17 protein-coding genes, 8 tRNA genes and 1 riboswitch are annotated in these 21,422 nt (G+C 42.0%); of the genes, 20 read left to right on the forward strand and 5 right to left on the reverse strand.

Features of this window, described 5'->3' with window-relative positions:
- Positions 1-14 precede the first annotated feature (14 nt).
- The 8 genes from EV146_RS11125 to EV146_RS11160 all read left to right on the forward strand — a co-directional run bounded on the left by EV146_RS11125 (position 15) and on the right by EV146_RS11160 (position 753).
- Positions 15-91 (forward strand) — tRNA-Asp (locus tag EV146_RS11125).
- Between the two features lie 46 nt (positions 92-137).
- A tRNA-Tyr gene (locus EV146_RS11130) sits at positions 138-222 on the forward strand.
- 4 nt (positions 223-226) lie between these two features.
- A tRNA-Trp gene (locus EV146_RS11135) sits at positions 227-300 on the forward strand.
- 13 nt (positions 301-313) lie between these two features.
- A tRNA-His gene (locus EV146_RS11140) sits at positions 314-389 on the forward strand.
- Between the two features lie 12 nt (positions 390-401).
- Positions 402-475, forward strand: a tRNA-Gly gene (locus EV146_RS11145).
- Between the two features lie 35 nt (positions 476-510).
- Positions 511-584 (forward strand) — tRNA-Ile (locus EV146_RS11150).
- Between the two features lie 19 nt (positions 585-603).
- Positions 604-678: transfer RNA gene (locus EV146_RS11155), tRNA-Asn, on the forward strand.
- A 3-nt stretch (positions 679-681) separates the two neighbouring features.
- A tRNA-Glu gene (locus EV146_RS11160) sits at positions 682-753 on the forward strand.
- Positions 754-893: 140 nt separating this feature from the next.
- On the opposite strand, the gene EV146_RS27540 is transcribed toward EV146_RS11160, so the two are convergent.
- The 3 genes from EV146_RS27540 to gltC form a co-directional block, all read right to left on the reverse strand.
- Positions 894-1,058, reverse strand: coding sequence for a hypothetical protein (locus EV146_RS27540; protein ID WP_181215858.1), 165 nt, complete (start codon positions 1,056-1,058; stop codon positions 894-896).
- 524 nt (positions 1,059-1,582) lie between these two features.
- The gene (locus tag EV146_RS11165) at positions 1,583-2,545 is read right to left on the reverse strand and encodes a S8 family peptidase (RefSeq protein WP_132005914.1); all 963 of its coding nucleotides are present in this window, start codon (positions 2,543-2,545) and stop codon (positions 1,583-1,585) included.
- A gap of 236 nt (positions 2,546-2,781) precedes the next feature.
- The gene (gltC, locus tag EV146_RS11170; protein ID WP_132005917.1) at positions 2,782-3,684 is read right to left on the reverse strand and encodes a glutamate biosynthesis transcriptional regulator GltC; all 903 of its coding nucleotides are present in this window, start codon (positions 3,682-3,684) and stop codon (positions 2,782-2,784) included.
- 134 nt (positions 3,685-3,818) lie between these two features.
- Here gltC and gltB point away from each other — a divergent pair, with 134 nt between their 5' ends.
- The 7 genes from gltB (at position 3,819) to EV146_RS11200 (ending at position 13,164) form a co-directional block, all read left to right on the forward strand.
- The gene (gltB, locus tag EV146_RS11175; protein ID WP_132005920.1) at positions 3,819-8,375 is read left to right on the forward strand and encodes a glutamate synthase large subunit; all 4,557 of its coding nucleotides are present in this window, start codon (positions 3,819-3,821) and stop codon (positions 8,373-8,375) included.
- A 16-nt stretch (positions 8,376-8,391) separates the two neighbouring features.
- Positions 8,392-9,888: a glutamate synthase small subunit gene (gltD, locus tag EV146_RS11180; RefSeq protein ID WP_132005923.1), complete on the forward strand. Its 1,497-nt coding sequence runs from the start codon at positions 8,392-8,394 to the stop codon at positions 9,886-9,888.
- A gap of 247 nt (positions 9,889-10,135) precedes the next feature.
- Positions 10,136-10,816 (forward strand): TerC family protein, encoded by a 681-nt coding sequence (locus EV146_RS11185; protein WP_132005926.1) that lies wholly within the window; start codon positions 10,136-10,138, stop codon positions 10,814-10,816.
- Positions 10,817-10,950: 134 nt separating this feature from the next.
- Positions 10,951-11,181: a hypothetical protein gene (locus EV146_RS11190; RefSeq protein ID WP_132006870.1), complete on the forward strand. Its 231-nt coding sequence runs from the start codon at positions 10,951-10,953 to the stop codon at positions 11,179-11,181.
- A 255-nt stretch (positions 11,182-11,436) separates the two neighbouring features.
- Positions 11,437-11,580, forward strand: coding sequence for a hypothetical protein (locus tag EV146_RS26985; protein WP_158287073.1), 144 nt, complete (start codon positions 11,437-11,439; stop codon positions 11,578-11,580).
- A gap of 350 nt (positions 11,581-11,930) precedes the next feature.
- Complete coding sequence (locus EV146_RS11195; protein WP_132005929.1) at positions 11,931-12,791, forward strand: MBL fold metallo-hydrolase; 861 nt, start codon at positions 11,931-11,933, stop codon at positions 12,789-12,791.
- Positions 12,792-12,861: 70 nt separating this feature from the next.
- Positions 12,862-13,164 (forward strand): hypothetical protein, encoded by a 303-nt coding sequence (locus EV146_RS11200; protein ID WP_132005932.1) that lies wholly within the window; start codon positions 12,862-12,864, stop codon positions 13,162-13,164.
- Between the two features lie 54 nt (positions 13,165-13,218).
- Here the strand turns inward: EV146_RS11200 and EV146_RS11205 are convergent, their stop codons facing one another.
- On the reverse strand, positions 13,219-13,896 hold the full coding sequence (locus EV146_RS11205) for an SOS response-associated peptidase (RefSeq protein ID WP_132005935.1): 678 nt from the start codon (positions 13,894-13,896) through the stop codon (positions 13,219-13,221).
- Between the two features lie 62 nt (positions 13,897-13,958).
- Positions 13,959-15,194 (reverse strand): CynX/NimT family MFS transporter, encoded by a 1,236-nt coding sequence (locus EV146_RS11210; RefSeq protein WP_132005938.1) that lies wholly within the window; start codon positions 15,192-15,194, stop codon positions 13,959-13,961.
- Positions 15,195-15,524: 330 nt separating this feature from the next.
- Positions 15,525-15,631: riboswitch (SAM riboswitch) on the forward strand.
- Between the two features lie 125 nt (positions 15,632-15,756).
- On the opposite strand from EV146_RS11210, the gene EV146_RS11215 reads away from it, so the two are divergent.
- The 5 genes from EV146_RS11215 to EV146_RS11235 all read left to right on the forward strand — a co-directional run bounded on the left by EV146_RS11215 (position 15,757) and on the right by EV146_RS11235 (position 21,327).
- Complete coding sequence (locus EV146_RS11215; RefSeq protein ID WP_132005941.1) at positions 15,757-17,049, forward strand: Na+/H+ antiporter NhaC family protein; 1,293 nt, start codon at positions 15,757-15,759, stop codon at positions 17,047-17,049.
- 476 nt (positions 17,050-17,525) lie between these two features.
- A complete protein-coding gene (gene uxuA / locus EV146_RS11220) occupies positions 17,526-18,623 on the forward strand; it encodes a mannonate dehydratase (RefSeq protein WP_132006873.1) in 1,098 nt (365 codons plus the stop codon).
- Positions 18,599-19,447, forward strand: a complete 849-nt coding sequence (locus EV146_RS11225; RefSeq protein WP_132005944.1) for an SDR family oxidoreductase — start codon at positions 18,599-18,601, stop codon at positions 19,445-19,447. Before uxuA ends, EV146_RS11225 begins: the two co-directional genes overlap by 25 nt.
- A gap of 302 nt (positions 19,448-19,749) precedes the next feature.
- On the forward strand, positions 19,750-20,427 hold the full coding sequence (locus tag EV146_RS11230) for a GntR family transcriptional regulator (protein ID WP_373566057.1): 678 nt from the start codon (positions 19,750-19,752) through the stop codon (positions 20,425-20,427).
- Between the two features lie 240 nt (positions 20,428-20,667).
- A complete protein-coding gene (locus EV146_RS11235; RefSeq protein WP_132005947.1) occupies positions 20,668-21,327 on the forward strand; it encodes a phosphatase PAP2 family protein in 660 nt (219 codons plus the stop codon).
- The last annotated feature ends 95 nt before the right edge of the window (positions 21,328-21,422 follow it).

Raw genomic sequence — 21,422 nt, forward strand, 5'->3', positions numbered from 1 at the left:
TGCCCCCGCAATCTGGTCCGGTAGTTCAGTTGGTTAGAATGCCTGCCTGTCACGCAGGAGGTCGCGGGTTCGAGTCCCGTCCGGACCGCCATTATATTACTAGTATAATAGTACAATTGGTATAGCTGCCAGTTTTTGGAGGGGTAGCGAAGTGGCTAAACGCGGCGGACTGTAAATCCGCTCCCTCAGGGTTCGGCGGTTCGAATCCGTCCCCCTCCACCATTACAGGGGTATAGTTTAAAGGTAGAACAGAGGTCTCCAAAACCTCCAGTGTGGGTTCGATTCCTACTACCCCTGCCAAATACCTTTCATGGCGGTCGTGGCGAAGTGGTTAACGCATCGGATTGTGGCTCCGACACTCGTGGGTTCGATTCCCATCGATCGCCCCATGTATTATTCATGCGGGTGTAGTTTACTGGTAAAACCTCAGCCTTCCAAGCTGATGTAGTGGGTTCGATTCCCATCACCCGCTCCAAAAATGAATTGCATAAAAGCAGAAGCTAGACATATGGGCCTATAGCTCAGCTGGTTAGAGCGCACGCCTGATAAGCGTGAGGTCGATGGTTCGAGTCCATTTAGGCCCATCATTAAAAAACAAATTATTCCGCAGTAGCTCAGTGGTAGAGCATTCGGCTGTTAACCGAACGGTCGTAGGTTCGAATCCTACCTGCGGAGCCATCCGGCCCGTTGGTCAAGCGGTTAAGACACCGCCCTTTCACGGCGGTAACACGGGTTCGAATCCCGTACGGGTCATATAAAAAAAGCTGTCAGGTTTGACAGCTTTTTTTATTATGTGTAAAACTACATAAATCAGCCCGGCATAAATGCCGGGCTCCATGTATTGAATCCTATTATAATCGTTTAAAGTAAATAAGCTGGATTGTCTAATCTTACTAAACAGTCAAGTTTTTTGAGTCTTTGTCTGAAAGGGGTAAAGTAATAATTTTCCCGCCAATTTGAACATGGATGGTGTCGTTAAATATAGCCTTTACAATTCCTTTTAGAGAAATGGACGAATTGACAGAGATCATATTTTTATCATCATTTTCTGCTTTCATACCGTATTTACCGCCTTCCATCGGAAATTTTACAATCGTAAATATATTATTACAGGGAACATGTTTATTGATTAAAGGTTAGAGGGGTGTAAAATACAATTAATAAATAAACATGAACCATAGTTCAAGTATTCCATATAGCAACAGTGCTGTCAATTGAAAAAACTGAGGCCGGCTTGGGAGTTTCAGGAGGAGCCAGAAGGAGAATCCGGATCAAAAACTCTTTCCTGATAAGTCATATACCCACTAACAGGAAGTCCAAATCCAATAACAAACTATAAGGAAGGCAAACTTCCTAAATACTTATGTAGGTACTGCAATTTAAAAAACGCAACACAGAGAAATGTGAATATTCAAATTATACAAAAAATACAAAAGGAATAATAGACCTTTTTTAAATAAAATATTATTTCTCCTCAAGTTCATAAAATTTCCATTTTTAAAGGATAATTTTTAGTAATGAATTAACGTAACAACGACAGAAAGAACAGCTGGCATATAGCTGTTCTTTCCTTTTGTTCATTTTAAATATTAATTAAGGCTTTAACGGCTTTTTGATCGAATACTTTTTTGACATGGTCTAAAAGAGTTAAATAAACCATTCCGTTTCCTTCAATTTTTGGGGAGTTTCCTAGTGGTACCGTTCTTTTTACCAGCTGCGCGTACAATTCCGGCACCGTCAAATCTCTTTCAAAATCTGAATTGGACAATACCTTTAATAATGCCAGTGCGCCCGAGACATGTGGAGTGGCCATTGATGTTCCGCTGAGAGATGCATAAGTTCCATTGAGGTAGGTTGATGTTATTTTTTCTCCAGGTGCCACTAAATCCACCTGGTTGTTGGAATTGGTAAATTCGGATGATTGCCGCTCGAGGTCAATTGCCCCAACGCTTATTACTTCATTATAGCAGCCCGGATAACCCAGTTCATCCGTACTGTCTTCACCATCACCTTCATTGCCTGCAGCACATACAACCAATATATTTTGATTCACCGCTTTTTTTATGATATCATGCAGCTCTTTTACATCTTCCGGGCCGCCCAGGGACATTGAAATAATATCGACCTTCTGGCTAATGGCGTAGTCTATGGCTTTTATAATCCAATCATACTGGCCTGACCCATTTTTCCCAAGTACTTTTAAAATCAACAAATTGGCTTCGGGAGCTACTCCGGCCACACCTGTGTTATTAAGGCTTGCTGCGATGGTTCCTGCAACATGTGTACCGTGTCCATTATAATCCTCATAGATCTCGCTTTTTCCGCCGTCATCCTGTGTAAAATTGCGTCCGCCAATTATACGGTCCTTTAAATCTGGATGATCAGTATCACAGCCCGTATCAAGGATTGCTATAGTAATGCCTTGACCTTTCGTTTCGCTCCAAATCTCTGGGGCCTGGATAATTTCAACACCCTTAGGTATTTCATTAACCATTTCCAGCTGCTCTTCCAATTTATACGGAATAAGATGAACGCATTTCTCCACTTTACTCCCTCCTCCAAATAATTTTTGGCTTGTGAGAAACTGGTTGTAGTTGAATTATACCAATTATTTAAATTTTTAAAAAGATTCCAATGGCTGATATTTACGAACAAGGTGGATTATTATATAGGAAATTTTCAGTACAACTGCATATATTAACCTTCGGATGCTGGTTAAAAAATTATATTTCCTCATAAAAAGATGGAACCCACTGGGCGCCATCTTTTTAAGGATGTATTTTATTGAAATTGTTCGAGTACGGAGAAAAAGTTTTTAACAAATTGGTAGAAAACCTTATCTGAAGGTGCAAGATCCCTTGTCTTAGGTACGATTAACCCGACGGTCCTTTTCACACTTGGTTCATCGATTGGAATTTTAACTGTGAAGCGTGGCAGAGAATCATAAAAGGTACTATCAGGAAGCAGGGTTATCCCGATCCCGGCGGATACAAGTCCTTTTAAAGCATCCATATCCTCTCCTTCAGAGGCAATGTGAGGGGTGAAACCTGCGTGCTTGCAAGCTTCCACAACAATTCTTTGCAGGATATAGCCTTTAGGAAACAGGACAAAGTGGTCGTTCCGTAAATCACTGAGAGATAATGATTTTCGTTCCGCAAAGGGGTGGTTTGCAGGAACAAGCGCAGATAATCTTTCTGTAAACAAGATATGACCCTCAATATCGTTTTCTCTAGTAGGCACGGGTCCCAGAAAGGCAATGTCTAGGTCTCCGGATCTTACTGCTTCAATTAAGTAGGAGTAGGATCCCTGCCGGAGATGAAAGGCAATGTCGGGGTTTTTCTCTCTGAAAGCAGAAATGACCGTGGGGAGCAGGTGGTTGGCCAGACTCGTTGGGTAGCCTACTTTTATTGTTCCTTGAGAAGGATTCAAGTGTTCTTCTACGATTTGTTTTGCCTGATCAAGTGCTCTAAGCGCTTTTTTTGTATAAATTAAAAATGTTTTGCCAACTGGCGTCAGCTTGACATTTCTGCCTACTCTTTCAAACAATGTAATCCCAAGCTCTGACTCAAGTTTGGAAATTTGCAGGGAGACTGCTGATTGGGCTACATGAAGGTGAGTAGCTGCCTCTGTAACATGTTCCCTTTCGGCTACTTCCACAAAATATTGCAATTGACGCAGCTCCATTTCTTATCCTCCTATCATTCATTTCAAATCGAGATTGATTTGATCCAAACTATATATTGTTTATATTATATATAAAATCTAAAATAGAAAACAGGAAAAATAATCGGAATTTTATTAAAACGGGGGAGATAGTTATGACTTATCATCAAATACCAAAAGCACAAGGTCTCTACCGTCCTGAATTTGAACATGATGCATGTGGAATCGGATTATACGCTCATATCAAGGGATACGCAACACATGATATTGTTAAAAAAGGACTACAAATGCTCTGCCAATTAGACCATCGAGGCGGCCAGGGGGCCGATCCGGAAACAGGGGACGGAGCAGGGCTTATGGTTCAGATTCCAGACCGGTTTTTTAAAAAGTCCTGTCCGGAAATGAATCTTCCTGAAAACGGACGCTACGGTGTGGGGATGATATTTTTCTCCAATGTTGAGGAAGAAAGGATAGAAATTGAAGCACATATCAACAATCTGATTGAACAGGAAGGGCAAATCCTGCTTGGCTGGAGAACGGTTCCGGTAGATGCCGGAAAAATCGGTAAGATCGCCCAAAAAACGACTCCCGTTGTTCGTCAGGTGTTTATTGGAGCAGAACAGTCCATCCAGGACGATTTAACATTCGAGAGAAAATTGTACATCATCAGGAAGCAGGCAGAGCTATGGGCAGGAACTGTTGAAAAGCAATTCTACTTCGCCAGTCTGTCAAGCAGGACGATTGTCTATAAAGGACTGCTTACTCCTGAACAAGTAGATGCGTTTTATCTGGATTTGCAAGATGAGGATTTTATTTCAGCTTTTGCTTTGGTGCATTCCCGTTTCAGTACAAATACTTTCCCTAGCTGGGAAAGAGCACATCCAAACCGATACCTCATTCACAATGGTGAAATTAACACGTTAAGAGGGAACATTAATTGGATGAAGGCCCGTGAAAAGCAATTTGTTTCAGAAGCTTTTGGTGATGACCTGGAAAAGCTCCTGCCAGTTTTGAATACTGATGGTAGTGATTCTTCTATTTTGGACAATGCTCTTGAATTCTTCGTTCTTGCTGGCCGGAAGCCGGCACATGCCGCAATGATGCTTATACCGGAGCCTTGGTCCAAAAATCCGCATATGACGGAAGAAAAACGTGCGTTTTATGAATATCACAGTACACTGATGGAACCCTGGGATGGCCCAACCGCCATTTCCTTTACAGACGGCAAACAAATCGGGGCCATTCTTGATCGCAACGGTTTGCGTCCAGCCCGTTATTATGTAACAAAAGATGATTACATCATCTTCTCTTCTGAAGTGGGAGTCATTGATGTCGAGCCTGATAATGTATTGTATAAAGAGCGTCTAAGCCCTGGCAAGATGCTGCTGATTGATCTGGAGGAAGGACGCATCATTTCGGATGAAGAAATCAAATTGGAAATGGCAAACGAACTCCCTTACCAGCAATGGCTTTATGAAAAGCTTGTCAGAATGAAAGATTTAAAGGTTGATATTAAAGAAGAAGAGTTTGGAGATATTGTAACCCGCCAAAAGGCTTTTGGTTACACATACGAGGACGTAAACAAGTATCTGATCCCAATCGTTACGGAGGGGAAAGATCCGCTTGGTTCAATGGGGAATGATATTCCTCTCGCGGTTTTATCTGATCGTCCACAATCCTTGTTTAATTACTTTAAGCAATTGTTTGCGCAGGTAACGAACCCGCCAATAGATGCAATTCGTGAAGAAATAGTCACATCAACAGTTTCCTATCTGGGCAAAGAAGGAAATCTTCTTCACCCAACTGAAGAAAATTGCAGAAGGATTCAGCTGGATACCCCGGTTTTAACAAATGGGCAAGTGGATTTGTTAAAATCAAACCTTTTGGAAGGGGTAAAAAGCAAGGTAATCCATACATTATATATTGAAGATCTTGAAGGTGGACTGGAACGGATTTGTGAAGAGGCTGAAGAAGCAATCTCTGAAGGAATCAGTCTATTAATCCTTTCAGACAGAAACATGAACCAGGAAGCGGCGGCTATTCCGACATTGCTTGCGGCAAGTGCTCTGCATCAGCATCTTGTCCGAAACGGAAACCGTACAAAGGCCAGCATCATTGTTGAATCAGGTGAGGCTAGAGAGGTTCATCATTTTGCAGCATTAATTGGCTATGGGGCAGATGCCATCAACCCGTATTTGACATTTGCTACATTTAAGCAAGCTGTCTCTCAAGGCAAGATCAGCCTTTCTTATGAAGAGGCAGTCAATAAATACATTAAGGGCATCACTGAAGGCGTCGTAAAAGTAATGTCGAAAATGGGGATTTCCACTGTGCAAAGTTATCGGGGCGCCCAAATTTTTGAAGCAGTCGGGATTGGGTCGGAAGTGATTAACCGTTATTTTAGCGGCACTGCTTCTCAATTAGGCGGAATTGACCTGGAGACGATTTCCAAGGAGTCTAAAATAATTCATGATGGTGCATATGCCGGATCCATTGACGATACTTTGGAACCAGGAAGTGATTTCCAGTGGAGAAAGACTGGAGAGCACCATGCATTTAACCCAAAAACCATCCATACTCTTCAATGGGCAACGAGAAAAGGCGACTATGGTCTGTTTAAACAGTTCTCTGAGGCTGCCAATGAGGAAAGAATCGGCTTTTTACGGAATTTGTTCAGCTTTGATGAAAAACGCAAATCAATTTCTATTGATGAGGTAGAATCTGTAGATTCCATCGTTCGCCGATTCAAAACAGGTGCCATGTCATTTGGTTCTTTAAGTAAAGAAGCCCATGAAACGCTCGCTATTGCCATGAACCGTTTAGGGGGAAGAAGCAACAGCGGAGAAGGCGGAGAGAATCCAAACCGCTATATTATTGATGAAAACGGCGATAACCGTAGAAGTGCAATCAAACAAATTGCTTCCGGTCGCTTTGGAGTTAAAAGTCATTATCTGGTCAACGCGGATGAACTGCAAATCAAGATGGCGCAAGGAGCGAAGCCTGGTGAAGGCGGACAGCTTCCAGGGAATAAGGTATACCCTTGGGTTGCGGAAGTGCGCGGTTCAACACCGGGTGTCGGCTTAATTTCACCACCTCCGCATCATGATATATATTCGATTGAAGATTTGGCGCAATTAATCCATGATTTAAAAAATGCAAACACCAATGCAAGAATTAGCGTAAAGCTGGTATCTAAAGCTGGTGTTGGAACAATAGCAGCGGGTGTTGCCAAAGGAGTAGCAGATGTAATTGTTATTAGTGGCTACGATGGCGGTACAGGAGCCTCTCCAAAAACAAGCATAAAGCATACGGGTCTTCCTTGGGAGCTTGGCCTTGCCGAGGCTCATCAGACATTGATGCTAAATGGCTTGCGTGATCGTGTTGTTCTTGAGACAGACGGAAAATTGATGACTGGTAAAGATGTTGTCATGGCGGCGCTTTTTGGAGCCGAGGAATTTGGTTTCGCGACAGCACCCCTTATCGTTCTTGGCTGTGTCATGATGAGGGCATGCCATCTGGATACTTGTCCTGTTGGAGTGGCGACTCAGAATCCAGAACTGCGTAAAAAATTCACTGGTGAAGCAGATTACATTGTGAATTATATGAAATTTGTGGCTCAGGAAGTGCGGGAACTTATGGCAGAACTTGGGTTTAGAAGTGTAGAGGAAATGGTGGGACGTGCGGATGTCCTGAAGGTAAGTGAGCGTGCAAAATCGCATTGGAAGGCAAAGCATCTAAATCTTGCCACCTTGCTGTATACGATCGATGGCGCCCGGACTTTCTCTACACCGCAAAACCATAAAATCGAAGCGTCACTTGATGTACAGCAAATCTTACCAGTAGTTCAGGGTGCCATCGAATTAAAAACACCGGTTGAAGCTTCCTTCCGAATCACGAACGTCAACCGTGTAACTGGCACAATTGTAGGAAGTGAAATCTCCAAGCAGTACGGGGAAGCCGGTTTGCCTGAAGATACGATAACATTGAGATTTATCGGTTCAGCCGGACAGAGCTTTGGGGCCTTTGCTCCAAAAGGAATGACCATGTTATTGACAGGGGATGCAAATGACTATATCGGAAAGGGTCTATCTGGCGGAAAATTGGTTGTAAGAGCCCATGAGCCAGCAAAATTATTCTCGGCTGGCAATGTAATCGCCGGAAATGTTGCCTTTTATGGTGCAACAAGTGGTGAAGCCTATATCAGCGGGCGTGCCGGGGAGCGTTTTGCAGTCCGCAACAGCGGCGCAAATTTAGTGGTTGAAGGAATTGGAGATCACGGCTGTGAATATATGACTGGAGGACGTGTTGTCATCCTTGGCGATGTGGGGAAAAACTTTGCAGCAGGAATGTCCGGAGGCATTGCATACGTTCTGGCTGATAACCTGGACGAATTTATTGGTCTTTGCAATCAAGAGATGGTCGGATTTGAAACGATAAGGGATAAGGCTGAATTAAATGCAGTAAAAGCTATGGTTGAAAATCATTTGAGATATACCGATAGCGCAAAAGCAACTTATGTTACGGAAAACTGGGAAGATGTCGCAGGAAAGTTTGTAAAAGTCATTCCGAATGATTATAAGCGGATGGTTGAGCAGATTGACATGCAAAAAGCTGCTGGCCTGACAGACGAGGAAGCCACAATGCACGCGTTTCAGGCAAATGCTGGACAGAAGGTAAAATCGTCCGAACAACCAGAATCGTTAGCACAGTAGGAAAGGGGACAGAACGATGGGAAAAGCAACAGGATTTATGGAATTTACTCGGGAAAAGGGAAAAGAACGCAGCCCTCTTACACGTACAAACGACTGGAATGAATATTCTGCTCCTTTAGCTGATGATGCCTTAAGAAGACAGGGAGCGCGCTGCATGGACTGTGGTACACCTTTCTGCCATATGGGGATGGAGCTCCAAGGGACCACAACAGGATGTCCGATTCACAATCTTATTCCTGAATGGAACGATTTAGTTTATCGGGGTCAGTGGAAAGAGGCGCTCGAACGCTTATTAAAAACCAATAATTTCCCGGAATTCACAGGGCGGGTCTGTCCCGCTCCCTGTGAGGGCTCATGTACTCTCGCAATCTCAGACCCGGCAGTTTCAATTAAGAATATCGAGCGGACAATCATTGACAAAGGGTTTGAAAATGGCTGGATCAAACCAAGAATTCCTGCAAAAAGAACTGGAAAGAAAATCGCCATTATCGGTTCAGGCCCAGCTGGTTTAGCCAGTGCTGACCAGCTGAATCAAGCAGGCCATTCAGTAACTGTATATGAACGGTCGGACCGTCCGGGCGGATTGCTGATGTACGGGATTCCTAACATGAAACTGGGAAAAGATGTGGTTGAGCGCCGGATAAAATTGTTGACTCAGGAAGGAATCGATTTCGTTACAAATACAGACGTAGGAAAAGATATTACCGCCGACGAACTGAAAAACAAGTATGATGCGGTTATCTTATGTACTGGTGCACAGAAACAGCGGGATCTTGCGATTGAGGGCCGGGAAGCGAATGGCATTCACTTTGCGATGGATTACTTAACAATATCAACAAAGAGTTTTTTGGATTCCAACTTCCAGGATGGAAACTACATCGATACAAAAGATAAGGATGTAATTGTCATTGGCGGCGGTGATACTGGTGCGGACTGTGTGGCAACTGCCCTTCGCCAAAAATGCCGCAGTGTGGTTCAGTTTGGCAAACATCCTCAGCTTCCGGCAGCACGTACTTCGGATAATATGTGGCCGGCGTATCCAAATATATTTACATTGGACTATGCATACGAAGAGGCTCAAATGCAGTTTGGAAAAGATCCTCGCCAATACTCCATTCAGACTAAAAAGATTGTCAAGGATAAGAGCGGAAATGTAAAAGAGCTTCATACCATTCAAATGAAGAAATTAAAGGACGGAAATGGCCGTTATTATTTCGAGGAAGTTCCTGGGACTGAAAAGGTATGGCCAGCACAATATGTTTTTATTGCGATTGGTTTTGAGGGTACGGAACAGCCGTTATTAAAACAATTTGGTGTTCATTCAGCCAATAATAAAGTAAAAGCCGCGTATGGCAAATTTACTACCAATGTCGACGGAGTATTTGCTGCAGGTGATGCCAGAAGAGGGCAGAGCCTGATTGTTTGGGCCATCAATGAAGGCCGTGAAGTAGCCCGCGAGGTGGATGCTTTTTTAATGGGAAGCTCTGTGTTGCCTAGTTCAGTTCATCAATAAATCAAACAGGAGTTAGATTGAAGACCATATTTAGTGATTGTTTTTGAATTGCTGCCTGGAAGCCAGGCAGCATTTTTTATGTTTTTTTGGTTGGAATCAGTCCCACGATCTTCCGACTAGTAAAATACAATCAATTATTCTATTAATAAATCGCTTGCGATGGAAGAGTAGTATCCATATTATCCTACTAGCCAAATCAGAAAAACAAACCTATAATAGATTTAGATCATTTTGGGAGGTACATTAATTGGAATTTGGGTTTTTATCTGCTTTATTATCAATCATAGTAATTGATCTAGTTCTTGCAGGGGATAATGCAATCCTGATCGGCCTGGCCGCGAGGAACCTGCCAAAAGAACAGCAAAAGAAAGTAATTTTATGGGGTTCCCTAGGAGCAATAGTCATTAGGATAGCAGCTACTCTTGCTGTAGTGTGGCTATTGGAAATACCTGGACTGCACTTAATCGGCGGACTTCTTTTAGTCATGATTGCCTATAAACTTTTAGTAGACGATAATGATCATTCCGATGTAAAAGCTGGGGAAAGCTTCTGGGCTGCCATTAGAACCGTTATTATTGCAGATGCCTTAATGGGACTGGATAATGTCCTTGCCGTTGCTGGGGCATCTCATGGGAATATGCTGTTAGTTGTAATAGGTTTGCTTATTTCCGTTCCAATTGTTATGTGGGGAAGTACTATGATCATAAAATGGATTGAGCGTTTTCCAATCATCATTACACTTGGATCAGCAATCCTTGCCTGGACAGCTTCTAAAATGATAGTAAAAGAAGCGTTCCTGGCTGATATTTTCACAAACGAAATTGTCAAGTATGGATTCGAAATTGTGGTAATTGCCGGTGTAATCCTAACCGGGATGTACAGAGTGAAAAAGAAAGCTGAAGTAAAACTAGAAAGACGGGCCGGATAACTTTAAGCGGTTTTGTCAGTCAGCAGCACTTTTAAAAAGTGCTGCTTTTTTTAGGCTGGACTTCTCTTCAAAACTGTCAGTATACTTAGAAATATAGTATAATTTGGAAAACGGACATTAAAGGAGGGTAAATGATGACAGGTAGCATTGCAGTTATCATGGTGTTTTCAATTCCTATAGTCGCCATTATGACAAGTCACTTCCAAAAACAGGCTGTAATTAAAAGGGACATGTTAAAGGACCAGCTAGAACTTGAAAAAATCAAGCAGGAAAATTACCTCATTGAAACAGAAAAAATGAAGCTCGAGTTGGAACAGATGAAGAGTGGACAAAATAGGGAGGAGGTTACTTTCCAAATTAAATAAACAATGTTAACTGCATATTTAATCCTGCAGTTTTTTTTGATTTATGGATATCCAGTCAGGCAAACAGGAATGTCATGCAGCCAATGATTACAACATGATACCTTTTAATCCGTTTAATCATAAGTATTAATCGGGTTATACAAAAAATAATTACTAGAGAATCAATGTGCAATTGAAAACTAAAATGATCATTAATTGTTTTCAGTATGTTTATCCGTTTTTCAAACAGAATAATGTTAGGAGGTGCGTATTACTATGTCAGAAAAAGCGAATCATTTTGACCATCGGGATGATTTTCACGGTCCAGACAAGGATAAGAGGAACTTTCCCAAACGGCCCCAGCACGTATCTATCCCTAACGAGCGCTCTAGAGAAAAGGGCAGCGAACGGAAAATGTAGGGCGGAGAAGGAAAAGAGTTGCATCGTCCAGTTGGGGGTCCTCAGTCAGGAGGAAGCTGCCAGGCATGCAAAGGATCAGCTGTTATAGCTGGTCTTTTTCCCGTAATCTTTTTAGTTGCAATCACGTTTTTTAATACATCGCATTCTCATGTATAAACAAAAATAATACATATAATTGCTAAAAAAACAGTTGATTCCCTTAATAAACAGTTCAGAGTGCTGTTTTTATTTGGCCATTCCAGAAAGTAAGGATATTTGACTGTAAAAATTAAGATTCAATCCCATACCAAATAAATCAGGATAAGGTAAAATGTTGTTACATCGTATACATAATGTCTGGAGGACGTGTAATGCAAGAAATAAAAAGAATTAACGAACGCTTTTGGTACCAGACCCCTGTTTCATTAACGGACCGGCCGATAATCGCTGCGGTTGTTGGTAATGAAAGAACCCTGATGATTGATGCGGGTAATTCAGAAGCTCACGCAAAATCATTTCTATCTGAACTTCAAATCAGAAAGCTTCGAGCTCCCAGCCTGTTGGTCATCACCCATTGGCATTGGGATCACATCTTTGGCATGTCCGCTCTGGATATGCCATCAATATCCACCTCTGAGACCAAACGGGAAATCCAAAAACTCCTTCCCTATTCCTGGAGTGATCAAGCGTTGGAAGATAGGGTAAAGAACGGTTTGGAAATTGAGTTCTGTGCAGCTGCAATCAAGGAAGAATTTGGTCAGCAACGCAACATTAAAATACAGTTGCCTACGATTTCATTTGAAGGTGAAATGGCAATAGAACTGGGAGGCGTGACATGCCTGGTTAAACATGTAGGTGGAGACCATTCAGCAGACTCATTAATCATTTATATTAAGGAAGAAAAAATACTTTTCCTTGCAGATTGTGTATATGCCGATATCTTTGCGCCGGCAACAAATTATACAATCAAAAATGTTGTGACACTATTGGACATAATTGAAACATTTGACGCTGAATTTTATGTGTTGTCCCATGAAGAAGTAAAAACAAAAAAAGAATTTGACGAAGAGATAAAGATACTAAAAAAGGCAGCACATCTGACGGAGGCCCATCACGGGGGGATAAGCAGTATGGCAGATGCCTATGAAACAGAACTGGGACGGCCATTAAACGAAGATGAATATGAAATGCTAGTGTATTTTTCAAATGGCTATGGGATTCAGTCAAAATAAATTGCAAAACATTGAAACTTTTTTTAGTTACAAGGAGTAGATATACTTAGTAATGTTTGGAGGTGTCAACATGAATGTTTCAACTGTACTAAAATGGGTTACAGGCGGTTTGGAAGCTTTCCTTGGAATCCCTGTACTGGGCGGTGCCATCGTTCTTGGTTACGCATGGACTCCGTTGTTCCTTATGCTGATTTTACACATTGTTACCCTTATTTTTTCCATGAGAGAATTTCAGAATAAGCATGCCAGCATTCTTGGTATTATTACTTCTATTGTAGCGTGGATTCCGTTCGTGGGGATGATCATGCATATTATTACAGCAATCGTATTGTTTATAGATGCTGCAAGGTCTAAGACAGCATATGGGAAATGAGGAAAAGAAAAAAGTGCATTCCAAATGGATGCACTTTTTTGCTTAGACGGATGTTTAACAAATCCTTTGAATCAGCTCTGCAGAGTTGTTTTTCGGTGAGTTTACAGCTGGCCCAACTTCATAGGCATCCATTAATTCTGGGTCAAGGGGTCTTAACAAAGGATCCAGTAAATGGGGGTCCTGAATTGAAGGGTCCAGCCAAACCTTTTCATCTTCGGGTCTTAGGATTACCGGCATTCTGTCATGAATATTTCTCACTAATTGGTTAGGGGCAGTAGTAATTACTGTACAGGAAAAAACTGAATCTCCGATTGGTGTTTTCCACTGTTCCCACAGCCCGGCCATGGCAAATACCTCATCCGTTTTTAACTTGATCCTCATTGGGATTTTTTTCTTTCCTCCAACCCTAGACCATTCGTAAAAACTATCAGCGATAACAAGGCACCTTTTCTTCCGGTATGCATTTTTAAAACTTGGTTTTTCCATTAGCGATTCTCCGCGAGCATTGATCATTTTATAGCCTATCGACGGTTCCTTTGCCCAGGAAGGGATTAGGCCCCATTTTAGGTACCCCATTTTATTGATGTGTCCATTGTTGATGACAGCCAGTACGGACTGAGAAGGGGCAATATTATAACTCGGAACGTATTCGTCATCCAGATGAAATGATTCAATTTCAAATCGTTCTATTAACTGCTCAAAGTCAGCTGTTAAAGTAAATCGACCGCACATCACCTTTCACCTCGACAATCAAGTTTTCCCTTATTTTAACGCATATATTTCCTAAAAGAAATTTATGCCATGGTGGATGAAGCATCTTTATGATGTGAATGGCCGCTATCAAAGACATGCTTGTTTCGACCTGCCCCTATTCCAGCAATAGTAAATAAAACAGAGACTAAGGCCAGCATAATCAAAGGCAAGGTCCATGAATGGAATAGGTCAAATAGGAAACCGAGCGAAAAAGGGCCAACTGCGGCTAAAAGGTAACCCACTGACTGGGCCATCCCAGATAGGTCCGATGCCTGGATGGGATCAGCTGCTCGCAGACTGATCAGGGTTAAGGAATGGCTGATAGCGGCACCGAGTGCGATTCCCAGCAGGATGATGCTGACAATTAACGCAATCGTGTTTCCGCCAATAAGTAAACCAAGAATACCGATTAAACTGCAACTACCAATTCCCCATGCAATTCCTTTCTGGTTAGGCAGCCGGTCAGCAAGTACAGGGATAATAAAATTGGCAGGAAGGCCTGAAAACTGCATGAGAGTAACCATCCAGCCTGAAGTGCTCACACTTAAGCCCCGGCTTTGAAGGATTTCTGGAAGCCAGGCCGTCATGCTGAAATAGACTAACGATTGTAAGCCCATAAAAAAGGTAACCTGCCAGGCTATGCCTGAAGACCAAATGGAAACAGAACGTCGGGGCTGGGGTATCGCCTTATCTTTGTTTTGTCTCTTATTCCCAGTTAACTGGGGCACCCAAAAGAAAATAGCGACCATCAGGAGGACAGCCCATACACCAAGAGACATACGCCAGCCAAGCTGAAGAGATTCCGATAGAGGGATACTGAGCCCAGGGGCCATTCCTGCCCAGAAAGCCATAGAAAATGTATAAATCCCGGTTGTGAGTCCTACTTGATTTGGAAAACTTTTCTTTACAATCCCCGGAATGAGGACGTTGCACACGGCAATGCCCACCCCAGCCAGGGCTGTTCCAATAAAGAGAGTCACGAATAATCCCGACGACCGCAGGAGAATTCCAATTCCTAAAATTAATAATCCAATGAGCACACTCATTTCATTGCCAATTTTTTTTGCCAGTCGGGGGGCAAAAGGAGAAACGAGTCCAAATGCAATCAAAGGAATTGTTGTCAGCAAGCCGGCAACTCCATTTGATATCCCTGTGTCAAAGCGGATTGAGTTTACCAACGGACCGACTGAAGTGATGGCAGGTCTTAGATTAAAAGCTACAAAAATGATTCCGATTAATAAAAGGTAATTTTTTGTATGTTTCAATGGGCTACTCATTTTTAACACTCCCAGGGGTTGAAAGTAAGAATATATTAATTTAATAGTTTGAAATTTTAATTATTCAAACCATTATAAGAGATAGCAGCCTTCCTGTACATAAATTAAACAGAAAACTAGAAGCAAGCGTATCTTTCAGCAGTTCAAAAAAATCTTGCGGGATAGCGGGAGGGTTCGTTTTATCTAATTGATACGTCATAATCATGTAAGATCTTAACAAAAAGCGTAATGGTATCCATCCGTAGTTGTTCCTGCTTTTTTAGGTTGCGTATATGATGAATTTATTGTAGTCTATTATTTATGTGTCTGGAATACCAAAATCTTAATATCTTCTTATCAAGAGAGATGGAGGGACTGGCCCGATGAAATCTCGGCAGCGGAGCTCTTTGGAGTTGCTGTGCCAAATCCAGCAAGCATAGGTGCTTGGAGGATAAGAAGAGTGTTTTATAATATTCTTTATAAGCCCTCTTCTTGTAAAAAAGAAGAGGTTTTTATTTAGCAGAGTGCCTTAAGTAGAACAGGCCGCATTCCCGCAATATCAAAAACATCTAGGAGGTACATCATGGGAGAAGTGAAGAGAGGAAATCCTTGGGCTTTATTGCCATTTGCCGTTTTTTTAATCCTGTTTATCGGGACAGGTGCAGTCACGGGAGACTTTTACCTGTTTCCCGTCATTGTAGCTATTGCAATATCATGTGCAGCAGCATTAGCTATGAATAGAAAGGAATCATTTCAAAAAAAAGTGGATATTTTTTGCCAGGGCGCCGGGAATTTGAACATCATGCTGATGGTTGTAATTTTCCTTTTAGCCGGAGCCTTTTCTCAAGTGGCAAAAGGAATGGGTGCTGTTGAATCTACCGTCAACCTTGCCCTCTCAGTTGTGCCGCAAAATTTGCTCATGGTCGGTATATTTATCATTGCTTGTTTTATTTCATTATCGATGGGAACTTCAATGGGAACGATTGTCGCTTTGGCGCCCATAGGTGCAGGAATTAGTGAACAAACGGATATTTCCATGGCTCTTTCAATGGCAGCCGTTATTGGGGGCGCAATGTTTGGGGACAATCTCTCGTTTATATCTGATACGACAATTACTGCTGTTCGATCACAACACACACAGATGAAAGATAAATTTAAGGTGAATTTCTGGATTGTTCTCCCTGCAGCGATTGTCACCTGTGTGATTCTGGGGATGTTAACCTTAGGGGAAAATGCTGTAATTGCAAAGCAGGCTTACCAATGGGTAAAAATACTGCCTTATATCCTGGTAATCATCACCGCTCTAATGGGTTTAAATGTGTTCCTCGTATTAGCATTAGGGATTATTCTTGCCGGACTAACAGGTTTAGCTGATGGAAGCTATAAGCTGATGGAATTGATCCAACAAGTTGGAGAGGGTATGGCGGGCATGTACGAAATTGCCTTTCTTGCAATATTGATTGCCGGCATGGTCGAAGTAATCAAATACAATGGCGGAATCGACTTTTTGCTCCACTTGGTTACCAGGAGAATTAAATCAAAGAAAGGTGCCGAATTTGGAATTGCCGGACTCGTAGGTCTGACAGATTTATCAACAGCAAATAATACGATTGCCATCCTGATTGCCGGTCCGCTTGCCAAAAACATTGCAGACCAATATGGAATTGATCCTCGGAAATCGGCAAGCCTTCTGGATATATTCTCTTGTTCAGTTCAAGGCTTAATCCCTTACGGAGCTCAGATTTTGGTTGCAGCTGGGGTTGCAGGTATTTCCCCGTTAAGTATACTGATGTTTTCCTATTACCCTGTATTAATTGGAATCTGCGGTATCATTGCCATATTGGCAGGTTATCCGAAGTTTGCGAAGAAAAAATAAGATTCAGTATAGTAATGAATAGTACAAGGTAGAAAAGAGTGTAGATTTCAATCTATGCTCTTTTTTTGCGGCTGCAGATAATGCTTTTTACTAACGTTCATAGGGATTGGGATCAACGTAATATTTCTGGTCTTCAACCGATTGGCTTATCAGATAATGGGTAACGATTCCCAAAAGCAAGCCTGATATGAAAGGCAATAAAAATTTTCAGAAAAAAAACTACCATACAAGTATGTTAGTGTGCTAAAATTTTATTTAGGAAGGAGATGATGTTTTAACCCTAAGTGGAGCGAAGTTTTCAAGGGGAAATGGGACAATATATATTTTTAAAAACAAAGATGACAGCCATATTCTCAAGCATTTTAAAATTTACAAACTGGTTCCAAAGGATGGTTCAATGACAGGGAATCCAGCTTAAACATAATCAAGCTTCACGTTACTTCGGTTACAGCAAATATAAGGGTGGAGGGAAAATGATGAGAATGGTATTTAGGTGGTATGGTGAGGGGAATGATCGAATTCCACTCAGGCATATTAAACAAATCCCGGGTGTAGAGGGAATCGTCTGGGCCTTGCATGATATTCCGGCAGGCGAAGAATGGCCGATGGAAAAGATTCTCGAGGTTAAACAACAGGCTGATAGGCACGGCTTGAATATCGATGTCGTTGAGAGTGTGAACGTACATGAAGACATCAAACTGGGGCTCCCTGCGAGAGATCGATACATAGAAAACTATAAAAAAACAATTGAAAAGCTCGCAAAGGTTGGAGTAAAGGTCATTTGCTATAATTTCATGCCTGTATTTGACTGGGTGAGAACGGACCTTTATAAGGAACTTGAAGACGGATCCACGGCTCTTTTCTACGAGAAAGAAAAAATTGAAAATATAGATCCGATGGAGCTAGTAGCCAAAATGGCGGCTGACCCAGATTATACCATGCCCGGATGGGAGCCTGAAAGATTACTGCATCTATCCAATCTCTTTGATGCCTATAAAAATGTATCCCAGGAAGACCTGTGGATGAATCTAAAGTATTTTCTGGAAGAGATTATCCCGGTTGCGGAGAGCAATGGCATTTTAATGGCCATTCATCCGGATGACCCACCGTGGCCTATCTTTGGTCTCCCGCGTATTATTACGAGCCAGGACAATATTCGCAGGTTCTTGCGCTTGGTGGATAACCCTTACAATGGAATTACGTTATGCAGCGGTTCACTGGGGGCAAATCCCTCGAATAATGTTGCGGCAATGGTGCGTGAATTTGCGGAACGAATTCCGTTTGCCCATATCCGCAATGTAAGAATTGAAGAAAATGGTGACTTTATTGAAACATCCCATAGGGCACAGGATGGTTCCATAGATATACTTGAAATTGTTAAGGCTTACCACGAGGTTGGGTATGCAGGATATGCCAGGCCGGACCATGGAAGGCATATTTTTGACGAAGAATGCAGACCGGGATACGGGTTGTATGACAGGGCTCTTGGCATTATGTATTTATGGGGAATCTGGGATTCACTTGAGAAGGCCAGAAAGGAGGGTGAACCATGCTCCCGATTAACGGCAATTTAAAAGGCAAGGTGGCGGTCATAACAGGCGGAGGCGGAGTCCTTTGCGGTGCCATGGCTAAAGAACTTGGGAGGCAGGGAGTAAAGGTCGCTATTCTTAACCGAACCGCTGCGAAAGGAGAAAAGGTAGCCGAAGAAATTCTTCTTGCAGGAGGAGAAGCCATTGCAGTTGAATGCAACGTGATGGAAATCGATAGCTTACAGAGGGCGGAGGAAATCATTTCTGCAAAGTTCGGTATCTGTGACATTCTCATTAATGGAGCAGGAGGAAATCATCCTGAAGGAATCACGACCAATGAGACTTTTCGTCTGGAGGACCTTGGAAATGAGGAAGTTACCACATTCTTCGATTTGAGCCAAGAGGGATTCAGTTCCGTGTTCAACCTGAACATACTTGGTACACTATTGCCAACCCAAGTATTTTCCAGGAAAATGTTAAATAGAAAAGGAGCGGTTATCATCAACATGTCTTCCATGAGTGCCCCTGCTCCGATGACAAAGGTACCTGCCTACAGTGCAGCAAAAGCGGGGATTGATAACTTTACCCAGTGGCTGGCTGTGCATATGGCAGAGGCGGGGATAAGAGTCAATGCAATTGCCCCCGGCTTTTTCCTGACTGAGCAAAACCGGAAATTGCTGATGAATGAAGATGGTTCCTTGACTGATCGATCAAACAAAATCATATCCCACACACCGATGCGCAGATTCGGCAAACCTGAGGATCTGCTAGGAACCCTGCTATGGCTGGCAGACGAAAACATGTCTGGCTTTGTAACGGGGATTACAATCCCCGTGGATGGCGGGTTTATGTCCTATTCCGGGGTATAGGCAAGGAAAACCTTTAATATACTCTGAAAACAGAGAGAGGGCCTAGCTTCTTCTGGCTTCCAATTAATTAAAACATTGCAGAGTGATCGACCTGCAATGTTTTTTTGATAAAAATAGTAGGTTAAACATAATTTAATGCTATCTTTTTTTAAATGTTTAATGTGTTTCATCATTGTAGTATGGTGCGTAATACTTTTTAAATTTAAAATAAAGCGCAAAATTATAGATAATATTAACTGTAAGTAATATAATAGTCCATAACTACCATACTAGTATTATTTACACAAACTTAGGTTGGGTGGGTGGAATCTATCAGTACTGTACGTCAGGGTTCAACACGAGAATATGTCTACAATATTCTTAAAAATGACATTATTAATTTGGAGATAAAGCCTGGAACCAGAATTTCAGAAAAGGAAATCGCACATAGGCTTCAGGTAAGCCGGACACCTGTGCGTGAAGCATTCATGAAGCTAGCCCAGGAAGAGCTTTTAGGTATTTATCCCCAAAGCGGAACAATTGTATCAAGAATTGATTTAAATCATGTAGAAGAAGCTAGGTTTGTCAGGGAAAACATTGAGAGGTCCATTGTTAAAATGGCTTGTATGGATTTTACGGAAGAACAGCTGTTCATCCTTGAAACCAATGTCACCATGCAGGAACTTTGCCTTGAGAAAGGCACGCACCAGCGGTTGTTTGAACTGGATGAAGAATTCCACAAAATTTTATTTGAGCAATGCGGGAAAATTCGGACGTGGAAAATGATTAATCAATTGAAAAGTCATTTCGACAGACTAAGGATTTTAGGCCTGGCATCGAATAAAGATTGGAATGATATCGTTATTCAGCATAAACAAATTTTTACGGCTATTGTTCAGCGAAATCCTCAAAAGGCAGAGGAATTAATGATCAATCACTTGAGGCTGGTTAATGACCATAAAAAGAATTTGAAACAAGATTATCCAGAGTATTTTTTATAAATAGTCTGGATTTTTTTCGTGCAAAATTAAAATTTTTCGATACTATTATCACAAAAAAACTTTCCCCTGCATGAACGAGCACTTGTAGTCAGCACTTTTATGAACAGAACTATGAATACTCCATTTTGCCTGAGGGATAGGCAAAACTGGATGGGGGAAAATATTCTCTATGATATGATATTGTCATAAAAAAATTCTTTTCAGCAAGTCTCTAAAATCATACTGACGAGGTCCTTTTTTATGAATTTAAAAAAACAGCTTGGTGTTGCTTTCATCCTAAGTCTCTTTTCCTTTATGGCGTTTGGGTACCTGGCACTTTTAATCAGAGCGGAAAAATTATTGCTTTTTGACAGTGCCATTATCTCGTATATCCAGGGTTTGGAGTCACCTGGTTTAACTGTTGTAATGGAAGTATTTACTACCATTGGTTCTGTTCCAGTTGTTCTGCCTCTGTCTCTCCTGGTCCTCTTGATTCTTTATAAGTTACTGAGGCATCGGAAAGAGCTGATTTTGTTCGCGGCAGTAATGATTGGATCACCGATCCTGAATCAATTGCTTAAAGTTTTTTTCCAGCGTGCCCGGCCCGATCTAAACAGGCTGATAGAAATAGGGGGGTACAGTTTTCCGAGTGGACATGCCATGAATGCCTTTACCTTATACGGAATTCTGACCTTTTTGCTCTGGAGACATATTCCAGTCAGGTGGGGCCGTACCATCTTGCTTATATTCAGCACAGTCTTTATCCTTACCATTGGGATTAGCCGGATCTATCTTGGCGTCCATTATCCTAGCGATATCATCGGAGGCTATCTTGCTGCAAGCTTTTGGCTGGCTGTATCCATTTGGGTTTTCCAGCGTTATAAAGAGAGGTTATTTCGTAGAAGGAAAGAAGCTGCATAGAAAGCCTGCATCCAGGGGTGCACAAATGATGTTAAAATGGGGAAGCGGACAGAAAAATGAGACGGGAGGCTGCTGATCCCGTCTCATTTGTGAAG

This window comes from Mesobacillus foraminis (assembly GCF_004340465.1).
GTDB lineage: Bacteria > Bacillota > Bacilli > Bacillales > Cytobacillaceae > Mesobacillus_B > Mesobacillus_B foraminis.